At 54.9% G+C, this 14,697-nt stretch carries 12 protein-coding genes, 2 tRNA genes and 2 rRNA genes; 8 read left to right on the top strand and 8 right to left on the bottom strand.

Going from position 1 to position 14,697, the window contains the following annotated elements; translation table 11 throughout:
- Positions 1-74 precede the first annotated feature (74 nt).
- The 6 genes from CA51_RS03780 (at position 75) to CA51_RS03755 (ending at position 6,615) form a co-directional block, all read left to right on the top strand.
- Positions 75-148 (top strand) — tRNA-Ile (locus tag CA51_RS03780).
- 120 nt (positions 149-268) lie between these two features.
- Positions 269-341 (top strand) — tRNA-Ala (locus CA51_RS03775).
- Between the two features lie 527 nt (positions 342-868).
- A 23S ribosomal RNA gene (locus tag CA51_RS03770) occupies positions 869-3,720 on the top strand.
- 118 nt (positions 3,721-3,838) lie between these two features.
- Positions 3,839-3,947: ribosomal RNA gene (rrf, locus tag CA51_RS03765) — 5S ribosomal RNA — on the top strand.
- Positions 3,948-4,262: 315 nt separating this feature from the next.
- Complete coding sequence (locus tag CA51_RS03760) at positions 4,263-5,333, top strand: SLBB domain-containing protein (RefSeq protein WP_145117931.1); 1,071 nt, start codon at positions 4,263-4,265, stop codon at positions 5,331-5,333.
- 4 nt (positions 5,334-5,337) lie between these two features.
- The gene (locus CA51_RS03755; protein WP_145117929.1) at positions 5,338-6,615 is read left to right on the top strand and encodes an alkaline phosphatase family protein; all 1,278 of its coding nucleotides are present in this window, start codon (positions 5,338-5,340) and stop codon (positions 6,613-6,615) included.
- 6 nt (positions 6,616-6,621) lie between these two features.
- Here CA51_RS03755 and CA51_RS03750 read toward each other — a convergent pair whose 3' ends face one another.
- The gene (locus CA51_RS03750) at positions 6,622-7,362 is read right to left on the bottom strand and encodes a CPBP family intramembrane glutamic endopeptidase (RefSeq protein WP_145117926.1); all 741 of its coding nucleotides are present in this window, start codon (positions 7,360-7,362) and stop codon (positions 6,622-6,624) included.
- Positions 7,363-7,494: 132 nt separating this feature from the next.
- On the opposite strand from CA51_RS03750, the gene CA51_RS03745 reads away from it, so the two are divergent.
- On the top strand, positions 7,495-9,114 hold the full coding sequence (locus CA51_RS03745; protein WP_145117925.1) for a GumC domain-containing protein: 1,620 nt from the start codon (positions 7,495-7,497) through the stop codon (positions 9,112-9,114).
- A gap of 66 nt (positions 9,115-9,180) precedes the next feature.
- On the opposite strand, the gene CA51_RS03740 is transcribed toward CA51_RS03745, so the two are convergent.
- The 6 genes from CA51_RS03740 to CA51_RS03715 form a co-directional block, all read right to left on the bottom strand.
- Positions 9,181-9,618, bottom strand: coding sequence for a hypothetical protein (locus CA51_RS03740; protein ID WP_145117923.1), 438 nt, complete (start codon positions 9,616-9,618; stop codon positions 9,181-9,183).
- A 152-nt stretch (positions 9,619-9,770) separates the two neighbouring features.
- Positions 9,771-10,049, bottom strand: a complete 279-nt coding sequence (locus tag CA51_RS03735; RefSeq protein WP_145117921.1) for a Sec-independent protein translocase subunit TatA/TatB — start codon at positions 10,047-10,049, stop codon at positions 9,771-9,773.
- A gap of 121 nt (positions 10,050-10,170) precedes the next feature.
- Positions 10,171-10,365, bottom strand: coding sequence for a Sec-independent protein translocase subunit TatA/TatB (locus tag CA51_RS03730; protein WP_231745985.1), 195 nt, complete (start codon positions 10,363-10,365; stop codon positions 10,171-10,173).
- 302 nt (positions 10,366-10,667) lie between these two features.
- Entirely contained in the window at positions 10,668-11,291 is a 624-nt protein-coding gene (locus CA51_RS03725; protein WP_145117919.1) for a hypothetical protein, read from the bottom strand.
- A 106-nt stretch (positions 11,292-11,397) separates the two neighbouring features.
- Positions 11,398-12,423: a DUF1559 domain-containing protein gene (locus CA51_RS03720; RefSeq protein WP_197451575.1), complete on the bottom strand. Its 1,026-nt coding sequence runs from the start codon at positions 12,421-12,423 to the stop codon at positions 11,398-11,400.
- An 83-nt stretch (positions 12,424-12,506) separates the two neighbouring features.
- Positions 12,507-12,707: a hypothetical protein gene (locus tag CA51_RS03715; protein ID WP_145117914.1), complete on the bottom strand. Its 201-nt coding sequence runs from the start codon at positions 12,705-12,707 to the stop codon at positions 12,507-12,509.
- A gap of 180 nt (positions 12,708-12,887) precedes the next feature.
- Between CA51_RS03715 and CA51_RS03710 the strand changes: the two genes are divergently transcribed.
- Positions 12,888-14,036, top strand: a complete 1,149-nt coding sequence (locus tag CA51_RS03710; protein ID WP_145117912.1) for a 6-phosphofructokinase — start codon at positions 12,888-12,890, stop codon at positions 14,034-14,036.
- Between the two features lie 10 nt (positions 14,037-14,046).
- Here CA51_RS03710 and nrdR read toward each other — a convergent pair whose 3' ends face one another.
- Positions 14,047-14,514 carry a transcriptional regulator NrdR gene (gene nrdR / locus CA51_RS03705; protein WP_145117910.1) on the bottom strand — a complete coding sequence of 156 codons (468 nt, stop codon included), beginning with the start codon at positions 14,512-14,514 and terminating at the stop codon, positions 14,047-14,049.
- Positions 14,515-14,697: the final 183 nt, after the last annotated feature.

Here is a 14,697-nt window from a genome sequence, read left to right as displayed (position 1 = left end):
CCTCCGACTGCGTAAACTTTGGATCGTTGAAGCAACGGTGAGCAGCCAAACATTGGCGGCTTGTCCGGCTTCGAGGGTGTATAGCTCAGTTGGTTAGAGCGCATCGCTGATAACGATGAGGTCCCAAGTTCGAATCTTGGTACACCCACTGAATTGTTAAAGCTTTCACCACTCGAATGCCGAAACAACTTCAGCGAGACGAAAAAATTTGAATCAGGCCTTGCACTAAACCGCGACATCGATTCTAATTCCGCCTCGCAAAGATCCAGGGGGTGTAGCTCAGTTGGGAGAGCACCTGCTTTGCACGCAGGGGGTCATCGGTTCAAGTCCGTTCACCTCCACTGGAAATTTCAAACGACTGTTGCTAAAACATCAGCCGCTTGATAACCTTTTCAACTACTTGTTGTTGCCAAAACAACAAACGTTGAAAAAAACAAACTTGTTGAAAACTTAAAACAGCTGTTGACGACAAACGCCACCAACTGTAAACTTTCGACTCACCTGACACGCCAAACGAAACACTGACAAATGTCAGCTTCGAATGGCAATCAGAAACAATTAAACGCATTTGCTAGACTTAAGTGCGTCCGATCTTTGACATTTTGGTTGATTGGTAGAAGGCATCTAATAGAACACCACAGTTCTATGTTGCTGACTTAAATCCTTTTAAGTTGGTTAACATAGTCACTGACAATGTTTTTCTGAAGCGTTGATACCACTGCAAGTAACGAACCTCACGTTAGAGCTCGTTGCAAACATGGTATCACAAGAGCAGCAAATATTTATCGTTGGTAGATACCCTGAAGCCTTGTGTTTGCGAAAACAAAACTCTTCCGAGAGCGATGTCTAGCGAGTTCGAGATTTCGGTGGTCAAGCTACTAAGGGCACATGGGGGATGTCTTGGCGTTAAGAGATTGGGCGTGGAAGTCTGCGAAAAGCCTGGGGAAGTTGACAAACAAACGATGATCCCGGGATACCCTATCCAACCTGGTGAACTGAAACATCTAAGTAACCAGAGGAAGAGAAAGAAAAATCGATTCCGTCAGTAGCGGCGAGCGAAAGCGGAATAGCCCAAACCGCGAGGGTTTCCCTCACGGGGTTGTAGGACTTCAATATCTGATTGAGACGTGTTAGTGGAACGGCTTGGAAAGACCGACCATAGAGGGTGACAGTCCCGTACACAAAAATGTTGTCTCACAGTAGAAGCACCTGAGTAGGCCGGGTCACGTGAAACCCCGGTTGAATCGACGAGGACCATCTCGTAAGGCTAAATACTCCTTAACGACCGATAGTGAATCAGTAGGGTGACTGAATGATGAGAAGAACCCCTTCTAGGGGAGGAAAGTGAACCTGAAACCATGTGCTTACAAGCGGTCGGAGCCCTATGGCCTAGCCACGGGTGACGGCGTGCCTTTTGCATAATGATCCGGCGAGTTGTGGTATACGGCAGGTTAAGTCTTTACGGGACGTAGCCAGAGGGAAACCAAGTCTTAATAGGGCGTTAGTCGTGTGCTGCAGACGCGAAAGCTGTGTGATCTACCCATGAGCAGGTTGAAGCGCGGGTTAAACTGCGTGGAGGACCGAACCCACTTGGGTTGAAAACCGAGGGGATGACTTGTGGGGAGGACTGAAAGTGTAATCAAACCAGCAGATAGCTCGTTCTCTCCGAAATATCTTGAGGGATAGCGTCGAGCCACTATCTATCGGGGGTAGAGATACTGAATCGGATGGGGGCCCTTCCCGGGGTACCTCACTGAACCAAACTCCGAATACCGATAGAACTATCTCGGCAGTCAGTCCGCGGGGGATAAGCTCCGCGGTCGAGAGGGAAACAACCCAGATCGTCTGCTAAGGTCCCTAAATAATACTAAGTCACTAAGGAAGTTGAAGTGCCGTGACAGCCGGGATGTTGGCTTAGAAGCAGCCACCATTTAAAAAGTGCGTAACAGCTTACCGGTCGAGCATTTCTGCGCCGATAATGAACGGGAGTAAGTATTATACCGAAGCAACGGGTTCTAATCTTCGGATTAGAGCGGTAGGAGAGCGCCGATGATCAGATACAAGCCGTACGGTAACGAGCGGTCTCGGGGTCATCGGGTGATTATGCCGGAATGAGTAACGATAAAGCAGGTGAGAATCCTGCTCGCCGAAAACCTAAGGTTTCCTGGGGAAGGTAAATCCGCCCAGGGTTAGCCGGTACCTTAGTCGAGGCCGAAAGGCGTAGACGATGGAGAATAGGTCAATATTCCTATGCCATGTCGTGGAGTGATGGAGGGACGGCGTCCGGAATGAGAGCGGTACGACTAGATATGTCCGTGAAGGCAACTGAGATGATGGGGATTAAATAACCTGTCACAAGTCAAGGTTGTCGGCCGAGAGCATTTAAGTTCTCGAAGTCTCTGGAAGGACGTCCAAGAAAAGCTCCTAGCTTTGAAGCGACGTGACCGTACTAAAACTGACACAGGTAGGTGAGACGAGTAGTCTAAGGCGCTCGGGAGAACGGTGGTTAAGGAACTCTGCAAAATGGCCCCGTAAGTTCGCGATAAGGGGCGCCTACGCAAGTAGGCCACAGAAAATCGGCTCTAACGACTGTTTATCAAAAACACAGGTCTCTGCTAACACGCAAGTGGATGTATAGAGACTGACGCCTGCCCGGTGCTGGTAGGTTAAGGAAGACGGTTATCCCTTCGGGGAGAAGCTGGCGACCGAAGCCCCAGTAAACGGCGGCCCTAACTATGAGGGTCCTAAGGTAGCGAAGTTCCTTGTCGGGTAAGTTCCGACCTGCATGAAAGGCGTAACGATTTGAGCACTGTCTCAACCACCGACCCGGTGAAATTGTAGTTGTGGTGAAGATGCCACATACCCGCGGTTAGACGGAAAGACCCCGTGAACCTTTACTGCAGGCTGATATTGGGCTGAGGTATAATTTGTGTAGGATAGGTGGGAGGCTATGAGACCGGCACGCTAGTGTCGGAGGAGCCGTCCTTGAAATACCACCCTGGTTATGCTTTAGTTCTAACCTCGACTCTTGAATCAGAGCGAGGGACAATGTCAGTTGGGCAGTTTGACTGGGGCGGTCTCCTCCCAAAGAGTAACGGAGGAGTGCAATGGTACGCTCAGCCTGGACGGCAATCAGGCGAAGAGAGTAAAGTTAGAAGCGTGCTTGACTGCGAGACCCATAAGTCGAGCAGGTACGAAAGTAGGTCTTAGTGATCCTGTAATCCCGTATGGAAGGGTTATAGCTCAACAGATAAAAGGTACTCCGGGGATAACAGGCTTATCGCATCCGAGCGTCCATAGCGGCGATGCGGTTTGGCACCTCGATGTCGGCTCATCACATCCTGGGGGTGAAGAAGCTCCCAAGGGTTTGGCTGTTCGCCAATGAAAGTGGTACGTGAGCTGGGTTCAGACCGTCGTGAGACAGGTCGGTCCCTATCTGCCGTGGGCGTTCGAAACTTGAGGGTGTTCAACTTTAGTACGAGAGGATTTGGTTGGACGAAGCTCTGGTGTACCAGTTGTCGCGCTAGCGGCACGGCTGGATAGCTAACTTCGGAACGGATAAACGCTGAAAGCATCTAAGCGTGAAGCCCGACCCAAGATTAGGTTTCGTATGTCACTTGTGACGAGAGTCCCCTGGAAGACTACCAGGTTGATAGGCTGGATGTGTAAGCATGGTAACGTGTTTAGCTAACCAGTACTAACGGACGAAGGCTTGACCATCGATATCTTGCACTCGCAACAACGTTTTAGGATCCTGTCAACGACACGGATCTAGATGATCTTCTACCAATTACCAGAATTCAGGTTTGCTGTGGTGAAATACCTGCAGCAAATCTTTTCCGGCGACCATATCGAAAAGGTCACACCTGTTCCCATCCCGAACACAGTAGTTAAGCTTTTCGAGCCGATGATAGTGTATACCAACGTGAAAGTAGGTATCGCCGGGTTATTTAAAAAGCCTGCTGAGCATTAATTTGCTCAGCAGGCTTTTTTTCGTTTGTACTTCAGACTTCTGCCATCTTGCCTCCGAACGGCTCCCATTACCGGGCGAGCTCCGATTTCTGAGTCACACGGCCGTTTGTCCCGCCAGCCATCGAATCGCTTCCGGGGTTCCACCCCTTCTATTGCGAAAAACCTTTCGGGGTTGACGGGATCGGGGTTTCGCTGAGCCAGCGTTTCTACCTATATAGGTTGATCGACATTCCACCTTGCGAGTTGATCTGCGCAAGGAATTGGCTTTCAATGGAACGGACTCCATTTTCATGAAATCTCTGGCTCTCTTTCTATCGGTCTGGCTCGGTCTGGCCGGCTTGATCGGCTGTAGTTCGACCGCGAACTACCAAGCTTCGAACTTGCCCCAGCAGCTGGCAGCACCGAAAACGGTTAACGCCAAAAAGATCGACATGACGGCGCTCGCCGGTACGGTTCAACCCGCCGACCGGCTTACCCCCGGCGATGCGGTGATCCTCACCGTGGCAACCGGCATCGAACAGGAGAAGCCACCCGAATGGACGCTCCGTGTCGCCGAAGACGGTTCACTCAATGTTCCGCTTGTTGGCCCGGTCGCCGTCGCCGGGATGCGATTGACCGATGCCGAAAAACTGCTCGCGTTTGAATCGGTTCGACGCGGGGTTTACGTTTCGCCCAACGTCACGCTGCGCATCGAACAACGCCGTGCGCACCACGTCACGGTCTTGGGAGCCGTCAACAAACCACAAACTTATGAACTGCCCGCCGGCGGAAGCGATCTTATGACCGCGATTAGCATGGCGGAAGGTTTCAGCGAAAACGCAAATACGATCGCGCAGATCCGCCATCCACCTGGGACCGGCGTCCGGTTGGCTGCGATGGCCCAAACCCAACAGGTGGCGTACCCCAACGCCCCCGTCCCACCGCCGGTTCCCGATCAGTTCGAACTCGACCTGTTGCGGTTAGACGAAGTCCCCGAGAACCATCGACAACTGGTCGACGGTAGCGTGGTGATGATTTACGAGAAACCGGAACGCTATATCAACGTGACGGGATTGGTTCGCCAATCCGACATGATCGAGATGCCCAAAGATGGGGATATGCGGTTGATGGATGCGATCAGCCAAGCCGGCGGTTTGAGCGAGTCGCTGGCAGACAAAGTTAAAATCATTCGCAAGCGTCCCGATGATTCGGAGGTCGTGATCGAAGCTTCGATCCGTGACGCCATGAAGGGGGGACCCGCGAACCTCCGACTGGCTCCTAACGACTTGGTGAGTGTTGAAGAGACGCCGCTGACCTATACTTTGGGAACCATCAAAACCTTCATCCGGTTCGGCTTCAGTTCCGCAGTCCCAGGTATCTAGCAAATTGAATCGCGTCTGTCTCATCAATGTCGTCGGCTTAACCCCACGTCTGGCGGCTCACGCGCCGCGGATTTCGCAACTCGGCTCCGCTCTGCCTTGGCAGAGCCCATTTCCAGCGGTCACCTGCACTTCGCAGGCGACAATGTTGACCGGACTGCCGCCACGAGATCACGGTATCGTTGGCAACGGTTGGTATTTTCGAGACACAGCCGAGATTCGTTTTTGGCAGCAACACAACGGACTGATCCAAGGCGAGAAGTTTTACGAAGGTGTTGAAACCGCCAAGATGTTTTGGTGGTTCAATCAAGCTGCCCCTGTTCGCTGGAGCTGCACACCGAAACCGCATTACGGTTGCGATGGATCCAAAGCCTTTGACGTTTTGGATTTCACCGACTGCAAACTGACTGATCAGTTGGGACCGTTCCCCTTTTTCGCATTCTGGGGTCCGGGTGCTGGACTGGCATCGTCGCAGTGGATCGCTCGAGCGACCGCGGCGGTGATGCGGAAGCAGAAGCCCCAACTTTCGATGGTCTACCTACCTCACCTCGACTACGACTACCAAAGATTTCCCGATCACGATCCGCAGCGAGTCGCCGAAGTCGACGCTTGCGCCGGGGAAGTGATCGATGCAGCTGAAGATATCGGTGCCCAGGTAGTTGTCGTTTCCGAATATGGGCTGGTTCCCGTCAATAAAGCGGTGATGATCAATCAACATTTGCGGCGGGCGGGAATGTTGAGTGTTCGGAACGGGCCATTCGGCGAGATGTTGATGCCCGGTGAATCGCGAGCCTTTGCTGTCGTCGACCACCAACTTGCTCATATATATGTCAACGACCGATCGGTCCTCGATGAAGCCCGCAAACTTCTCGAATCGATCGATGGAATTGCCAGCGTCGTTCCCCCCGGCGATCTTCAGTTGGACCATCCGCGCAGCGGCGAATTGATCGCGATGTCGGATCCCGACGCCTGGTTTGCCTATTATTATTGGCTGGAAGATTCCCAGGCTCCCGATTTCGCGCGGTGTGTCGACATCCATCGCAAACCTGGTTACGACCCTTGCGAATTATTTATCACATCCAAAGCGCGAGCAGGATTGCGATTAGCGCAGAAGAAGATGGGGATGCGATACAAAATGGATGTGATCCCGCTGGATCCATCGCTTGTTCGGGGCAGTCACGGATTGCGACCGGCGGCCGAAGATGGGCCGATGATTTTGGGGCCCGGCTCTCCGCCCGACCAAATGACTGGATTGAAGAACTACCTTCACCAGCTGCTGGCGTAGCCGAGATTATTTTGGCGCGGAGACTTCGCCGCCGGCGGCTTCTTTTTTCAACTCGCTCACGGCAAGCTTCAACTGGATAAAGTCGAACACCGCGTGGGCCGCGATGGGAACCAATAAATTCCCGGTCGCCACCAACATGATTCCGAACAGAATCCCCATCGCGAAGACAACGATCACATAAAGTTTGGTGATTGCGTGCGCCAATCCGAAGACCAGCGATGCCACAAAAATACCGATCGCCATCGAAGTAACGCTCCACTCCGATTCACTGCCGGTGATCCACGTCTGCAGCCAGCCGCGAAACAGCATTTCCTCGCCGACTCCGGCACAAATCGAGAGAATCGCTAGCTCCCAGTTGGACAGATTCTCCATCAGGGGCAACATCCGATCGCGTCCCAAGCGATTGATTTCTTCGACCTGCGGAATTCTCAACTTCTGCAGCCCCTGGACCATGGCGACCATCGGCAGCGCCAACAGTGCCCCCAATCCAACTCCCCACAAAATTGCCCACACATCGGAAAGCGGCGGGACCAATTCATTGGCTCTCGGGCCCAAAAAACTCCCCACGACAACAGCGACAACCCCTAGGCCAACTTCAAATCCGACAGCTGCCATAAAAAAGCGGTCCGACGACTCCAGAACTGGCGGTTCGAAATTGTCATCGAGATCGGGATCATCCATTTTGGAAAACGGCTTGTTGCGGAAAGGTCGGATAATTCGCACAACGGTCACGACAAGAACCATCATGGTGAGATGGTGTTTTAGCAGCGCCGATGCATAAAGTGAACTGTCGCTATTTGTAACCTAGGCTTACCACAGAAGTTGTATTGCAAACAGCTTCGTTTTGAATCTTGGGTGTCGAATAGAAGAGTTAGAATCATGTCCGGCAGCGCAGCCCCCATCGCGTGGCGTCATCTTTTCCATACCATTCGTGTCTACCTGCCCCTATGGGCCGGCGCGACGATCCTGTTTGCTGGACTGGGATACGCGTACACCCGCGTTCGCGTCGACACGTATTCGGCCAGCCAATCGCTGGTGATCCGCAACGAAGCCCACGGTGAACAAGATCTTTTGGGGCGCTTCGCCAGCCAAACCGATCTCAAGGCGGCGCAGGAAACGGTGCTTGAACTATCGAACAACCGCAACGTACTGATGGCTGCGCTGACGCGGTTGGATCCCGAACTGGCAGAGCTCGAAAACGGGCCATCACAAGATTTTATCGCCGATGCCAGGAGCCGAATTATCGTGCGACCTCCCAAGGGTTCCGAGTTCGGCGCGACCGAAGTGATCTATTTAGAAACACGGGAAACCACGCAGGAACGGGCTGAAAAGTTATGCAATTATGTCCGCGAAGCGCTCACCAATGCGATGCGCGACATTCGCGCCGACCGCTTTTCTGGCGTAATCCAAGAACTCACGCACTCCCGCGACCTCGCTGCGGCTCATCGCCAAGAGGCCAACAAAAAACTGCAAGCATTGGAAACCAGCGTCGGTAGCGACTTGGGAGAACTGCGTTCTTTGACTGAGAACTTTGCCGGTAGCGGCAATTCGCAGCGGGTGCTTACCGATCTGCAAAAGGAATCCCAGCAAGCCGAACTGGAACTCGAGAAACTCCGCGAACTCGAGGCGTTGCTCAAACGTGGGCAAGCCGATCCCGATCAGTTACTGGTTTCGGGCGGCGAACTGCTGGCCAGCCAACCAACACTGAAACGTCTGAAAGACGGATACACCGACGCCCAGCTGGCAGCTTCCTCGTTGAGCAGTCTTTACACTGCAAACCACCCCAAGATGCGAGCTGCCGAAACCGCACAGCGCGAGATTCTCGACAAGATCCTTCAGGAGATCCAGGCTTCGATCGAGTCGATGGAACCGCAGATCCGCATTGCGTCGGATCGCGTTGCCAAACTACAGAAGAAGCAGGATGAACTCAGCAACCGCCTGAACGAACTGGCTGAAATGCGGACCACGTACAGCAACCTGTTGTCCGACTTTGGACATCGCACCAACCTGCTCGAACGCGCCGAAGCATCGCTGAACGAAGCCGAAGCATCGCGTCAGGCGGCGCTGTCGATCGATTTGATCTCGCCGCTGGGTCCGGTACAAAGTGGTGATAAACCTGTCGGCCCCAACGACACGATGTTGTTGATGGGATCGATCACCGCCGGCCTGTTGTTTGGTGCGGGGATGGTCTTCCTGGTCGCTCCCGGATCGGGAAAAGACAACTTCGGACGACGCTGGTCGGACTATTCCGGCAGCAAGTTTAACGCAGCTCCGGTGGCAGTGCCCGCAGCACAACCGGTGGTAGCGTCCGCAGCACAACCAACGGTAGCGACCCCGGCACAACCAGTGGAAACTGCTGTTCCGGCGGAGCCCGCAACCGAATCCGCACCAGCGAATCATGCCGCCGATGCTTGGCAGAACCTGCAACGGCTGGCAGCTCAATCGAGTCAAACGGGGCCGGGCGAACCACGTGTGGAACGACGCAGCAATCCCCGCTAATCGGGATCGCAAATCGCGACAATGACGCTGCCGATAAACTTGCCAACGCGTCGCTTTATCGAAGCGTTAGCCGTTCAGCATTTCCGACGGTTCCAGCGGCGGCCAGTGGACCGAATACGAATCGCCAAATGGAGATTGCTGACGGGCATATTGTCGGATTTCTGCGGACAACAAATCGTCGCTGAGAATCGCATCTTCGATCTCCAAACGATTGCCGGAATCGGACAGAACGCGCAGATCGCCGTCGCCCTGAACTTCGACCTGAAACGGTGTCTGTTCGGGTAAGCCCAAACGCTTGAGATGATCGGTCACCGCGGCATGAATCCGATCGAGCAGATCGGGGAGAGAAACGGAAGTTGCAGTGGCGGATTCCGCGGTTTCGCTGGACGACTGTGGCGAAACCAAATCAGCAAAATTTCCCACGGCGCCGCGGGCCATGCTGCCGACCTGCGAGGCGACATCGACCGCCGAAGTGAATGCCAGCAATTGCAGTCCCGGTCCCATCCACTCAACTTCAAATTGGAGGTAACCGGAGCAAACCAGTTCGACAAAAACTGGCGACTCGCGACAAAAACTACCCACCCCGTAACGCTTACCTTATCGGTAAAACCGGCGGGGAACTTGAGCATGTCTTGGGGACAGTTCTTTTCCCGCGACTACTCTTCGCTTGGGCTCTTAGCCGGCGGCGGCGTAAATTTCGGAGCTACCGGTTTGCTGTATTCGGGTTCGTCGTAGTCTTCCAACTTAGTCGCTGGAGTAGGACTCGGGTTGGTGAATTCGCTGATCTTAAATTGCCCCTGCAGATCGCTCAGCCCACGGCGGAACTGGTTATAACTCTGCCCCAAGGAACGAGCCACCTCGGGCAATTTACTGCCAAAAAGCAGAATGGCGACAACGCCAAAGAGTACTAATTCAAACGGACTCAGACCAAACATGCGTCTTCCGATCACTTGAAGGATTCGCGCGGACGAACGATCGGCGACGGAAATCCGCCACCGATAAGAAACAACGCTTGCAGCAAGAGCGTGCTAAGGACGCCCAAGCGACGTCGATCGCCTACTCTGCAGGCTTATCCTTGTCGGAATCTTCGGAGACCGGATCGTTGAGTCCATGCTTGAATTCGTTGGCACTGCGGCCAAGATTTCGCATCAAGGTGGGTAGCTTTGCCCCGCCGAATAGAACCAGCAGGATCACCAAAATGATCATCATTTCGGGCAATCCGGGCATACCGATACCAAGCAACTGTGTCATTTGTTCGCTCTCGCGTTATTAGATGGGTACAAGTACCCCTCCAACAACCGGCGAAAGCGGATAGCCAACCGAAATAGAATGGGGCTATCAGGACCGGTCTGTCGGGGTTGAAAGTCAACCGGAGGCAGAAATACGAGCAGTCGAACGCTGGTTCGCCACTAACTCGGTGTTTCCTCCACAGCTTCTATTCTATTGCGACGCTGCGGCATGTCAAATGCCCTACGCCTATTCAGACGGGGAGAGACGAATTTGTGAAGCCGCAAATTGCATCGACGCTGCCGGTGACCGAACCGACGGGTTTGCTATGAGACCAACGGCAACGGTTCCCGCATCAACGCCTCAAACTCCTCTTCGGCCTGCAATTCCTGTTGGCTCAGCGGCGAAAGGATCAACCGCAGACGGCACTTACGAATCACGCCGCGTTCCATAAAGTCGCCGTAGAACTGAATCCCGCCATCTTGCGGAGCGTCGACTCGACGCGCTTGAGCCAGGTCGCACGGCTGCATCAGGACGGCCAGATGCATCGCCCCGACATGTGCCCGATTGATCGTGGCGAGTTCGGTTTCGGGCAGCCCGGGAATCGCAATCTGCAACGACGGATGCGTCTCGAACTCCCGGGTTTGAATCGCATACGTCGCTTGCAAAACCAAACGAGAGGGGGAGACGTTCAGCAATTGATAGCGGATATCGAGGCTGATCCCAGCTTCGGCGCTTGGCCGATACCGCGCGACCAAGTCCTCCAGAGGCCGGTCGGCTTCTTGGAAAACGGGCATCGCGACGGAGCTGGTGAGGGCTAACAAGCGATCGAGTTCCGAAGATTCGCCACAACCGATCTGCCAGCCATTTTCGGGAGCTTGCAGCGGTCCGCGCAGGGTCCAGACGCCGGCATTTTTTTCAGCGATATCGTCGGTGAGCGTCCAAGTCATGGAAGGTAGACTCAAATTGCAGGGGTTCGAAACCAAAACGGGAACATCTTAATAGATACCCCGAATCGCTGCGTTGAAGAACCCGCCTTCTCACTCGAAGCAACTTTTAATACTGCCCCAGAACCTGCCCGTCGTCGCGAGCGATCAAACGTTCATAGACATCGTCCGGCGGACCGTTCCCTTCGTTGTTGTTGACCAAGTAGTGAAGGCTGGTCGGATCGGTCTCCAGTTTGACAGTGAATTCGATACTGTCCGCCACGAAATGAACGCTACCGTCGACAAACGCAAACATCGCCCCGCCGGGATGCAGACTGGAAAAGCCCGTCTTTTTGCGTCGCGCTCCGGTATCGCCACTCTTGGCTCCGTCGTAATTCATCCTCACGATCCCCAACCCGATCACCGCGCTGGCTTCCGCAGAAAGGCTGCCGTTTGTTTCGCGGCCGTAGACCAATGCCGCAGCGGCCACCTGGACCGTGCGGTCGAGAACATCGTTGTATTGCCACCTCCGCTCGCCAAACAACACCACAGCGGAAGTCCCATCGCGGACGTCGCGAAATCGGATCCCCTTGTCCTCGACAAACATTCCGTGGCGACCTGGCCCACCGTCGCCGGCGGCTCCGCTGTCGCTCGCTTCAGCCCAACCGATGTTGTTCGCCCCGACGTAGTTTGAAACGGCCGTCGATTCCCCACCGGGCTTCCGATCCCCGTCGCTCGATTCGATCGGCCCCACGTCGCTGGGACAACGGAACACCTCCTGCTTCTGCCGCATCACCCGCAACTTCTCCGAATCGTTCAGCGCGGCATTAAACGGAACGCGGACTGCATCGATCGCGTTTGCCGCCGCGGTCCCTTCGACAAAGGGCAAGATCAACGCACCCCAACCGTAACAATCGCGATCGGCATCCCAGGGCTTGGGGTTGATCCACCCCGAAGGAAATGAGCGATGGGTATCGTGATAATTGTGCGCCGCCAGGCCCAGCTGTTTCAAATTGTTGGAACATTGCATCCGCCGCGCCGCCTCGCGGACCGATTGGACCGCCGGCAACAACAGGCCGACCAAGACACCGATCACGGCGATGACGACCAACAGTTCGACGAGAGTGAAAGCACGCCGCGAAGAACTGCCCGCCAAGCGGCAACACCGCGGGGCAGGGCAAAAGCCCCGTCGCCTCCCAACGCAGCTCTGCTCCCAAACTTCACCCTCAGATCGGTTCGTCATTTGATCACCTTGATCCCCATATTCTTCAGCTCCCGATCCGATACGCCTTCAGCTTTTAACGCGTCGATCTCGGCTCGGGTATAGACAGTTTTGCGTGGGACTTCAGGATCTCCGGGAGCCACCCTGGGGGCACAACCGGAACCGACGAATCCGCCGGTAGACGCGATCAGCAATAGAGATAAGACTTGCTGTTTCATGGCATTCGCTCGCCGAGGTTGATTTGCTTGCGAGCCCTCCCGTTCTTAACTCGATTATAACAATCGGTTTCGCTTTTCAATCGTCGATACCCAAGAAAGCGATGGCTGTCGGCGAGTTCCATGCATTGAGTTACAATAGCTGCCAAATGGAAAACAAACTGGACACTAAGGAATTGCGACATGACAGCCTTCGATGCCACAACAATTGATTCCACCCGTCCACGGATCGGCATCTTAACAGCGGGGGGCGACTGCCCGGGCCTGAACGCGGTAATCCGAGGGGTTGTGAAATCGGCCTACCGGATGGGCTACGAAACCCTCGGTTTCGAGGGTGGTTTCGAAGGCTTGGTCGATCCCATCCGCTGCCGTTCGCTGACGCCACAAAACACCTCGGGGATCCTGACGCTGGGGGGAACCATCCTCGGTTCGACCAATCGCGGTCGATTCGGAGTGACCGTGGGGGAGGATCTGAAGCTGTCGCTTCCCGAACCGATGATCGAAGCTGTGCGGCAGACGTTTCAAAAAACGCAGCTGCAGGGACTGATCTGCGTCGGCGGCGACGGGTCGCTTTCGATCGCCTTGGAACTGCACCGCGCCGGATTGCCGGTCGTTGGCGTCCCCAAAACTATCGACAACGATCTCTCCTGCACCGCGTTTACGTTTGGATTCGATAGCGCCGTCAACTGCGCCACCGACGCTTTGGATCGGCTGCACACCACCGCGTCGAGCCACGATCGCGTGATGGTCTTAGAAGTGATGGGGCGGCATGCAGGTTGGATCGCCTTGCACGCCGGCATCGCGGGGGGCGGCGACGTGATCCTGATCCCCGAGATCCCGTGGTCCTATGAGGGGATCATCGCCAAGATCGATGACCGACGTCGGATGGGAAAAAATTTCACGTTGGTCGTCGTTGCCGAAGGGGCCGAACTGCCCAGCGGCGCCGTCGTCACCCGGGAATCGGTGCAGACCGACCGCCAAACTCTGCTGGGAGGCATCGGCAACGAGATCTCGCAACAGCTGAACAAGCGGATCGAGCAGGAAGTCCGCTACGTCGTGCTTGGGCATCTGCAGCGGGGTGGCGGACCAACAAACTTCGACCGCGTGCTGGCAACTCAGTTGGGCGTTCACGCGGTTCGATTGGTGGTCCAAAAACGATTTGGCGAAATGGTCTGCTACCAGCCGCCGCAGATCGACAGCGTAACGATCGCCGAAGCGGTGGGAGAATTGCGCCGCGTGCCGCCGGACAGCTCCGCCGTCGCCGCAGCTCGCGCGATGGGAATCAGCTTTGGCGATACCCTGGATTACATCAATCCGTTTTTAGCGGAGTGATCTGCCGGCTTTATTCGCTTGCCTTGGAGGCCTGCTGGCGTCCCGAGAGGACGTTGACGAAGTCGTTTAGACTATCGAATTCTTGATAGACGCTGGCGAATCGCACGAAGGCGACAGCGTCCAGCGGAGCGAGATGTTTCATGACGATCTCGCCGACCTGCCGGCTGCTGACCTCGTCCTCGAACTGGCCGTGAATCTCCGCGACGATCCCTTCGACCACCGAATCGATCCGCTCGCGCGATGGCGGCCGCTTCCAGCAGGCGGTTTCGATCCCCGCCCGAATCTTCTCGCGATTCAAAGGCTCTCGGACCAGATCCTTTTTGATCACGCGAATTCCGATCTCTTCGACCCGTTCGTAGGTCGTAAAACGCCGGCGACAATTGTTGCAGCAGCGGCGGCGTCGCACCGAAAATCCGTCTTCGTTGGCTCGAGTGTCGAGCACTCGATCGTTGTCGTGTTGACAGAAAGGACATCGCATAGGAATCGGAGCTCACGGAATCGATCGACGCAAAGGCAAAATCGCGGACTAAATTTGTTGGCCGCTGCACCGCTGTTAATTTACTCTTAATGATCCACATCGCCCAGCGCTCGATATAATTCGCCGGGCAACTTAGATATGCTACTGGTGGTGGTAAAACACAAACGGGCAGTATTTCATCGA

Origin of the sequence: Rosistilla oblonga, assembly GCF_007751715.1 — a bacterium.
In the GTDB taxonomy this organism is placed as follows: Bacteria; Planctomycetota; Planctomycetia; order Pirellulales; family Pirellulaceae; genus Rosistilla; species Rosistilla oblonga.
This window is presented reverse-complemented; position numbering and strand designations above follow the sequence as displayed.

Bases quoted from the DNA above. Each gene is read 5' to 3' on its own strand.
- CA51_RS03760 (WP_145117931.1), top strand. From the start codon at position 4,263: ATGAAATCTCTGGCTCTCTTTCTATCGGTCTGGCTCGGTCTGGCCGGC.
- CA51_RS03750 (WP_145117926.1), bottom strand. From the start codon at position 7,362: ATGATGGTTCTTGTCGTGACCGTTGTGCGAATTATCCGACCTTTCCGC.
- CA51_RS03745 (WP_145117925.1), top strand. From the start codon at position 7,495: ATGTCCGGCAGCGCAGCCCCCATCGCGTGGCGTCATCTTTTCCATACC.
- CA51_RS03740 (WP_145117923.1), bottom strand. From the start codon at position 9,618: ATGGGACCGGGACTGCAATTGCTGGCATTCACTTCGGCGGTCGATGTC.
- CA51_RS03735 (WP_145117921.1), bottom strand. From the start codon at position 10,049: ATGTTTGGTCTGAGTCCGTTTGAATTAGTACTCTTTGGCGTTGTCGCC.
- CA51_RS03730 (WP_231745985.1), bottom strand. From the start codon at position 10,365: ATGACACAGTTGCTTGGTATCGGTATGCCCGGATTGCCCGAAATGATG.
- CA51_RS03725 (WP_145117919.1), bottom strand. From the start codon at position 11,291: ATGACTTGGACGCTCACCGACGATATCGCTGAAAAAAATGCCGGCGTC.
- CA51_RS03715 (WP_145117914.1), bottom strand. From the start codon at position 12,707: ATGAAACAGCAAGTCTTATCTCTATTGCTGATCGCGTCTACCGGCGGA.
- CA51_RS03710 (WP_145117912.1), top strand. From the start codon at position 12,888: ATGACAGCCTTCGATGCCACAACAATTGATTCCACCCGTCCACGGATC.
- nrdR (WP_145117910.1), bottom strand. From the start codon at position 14,514: ATGCGATGTCCTTTCTGTCAACACGACAACGATCGAGTGCTCGACACT.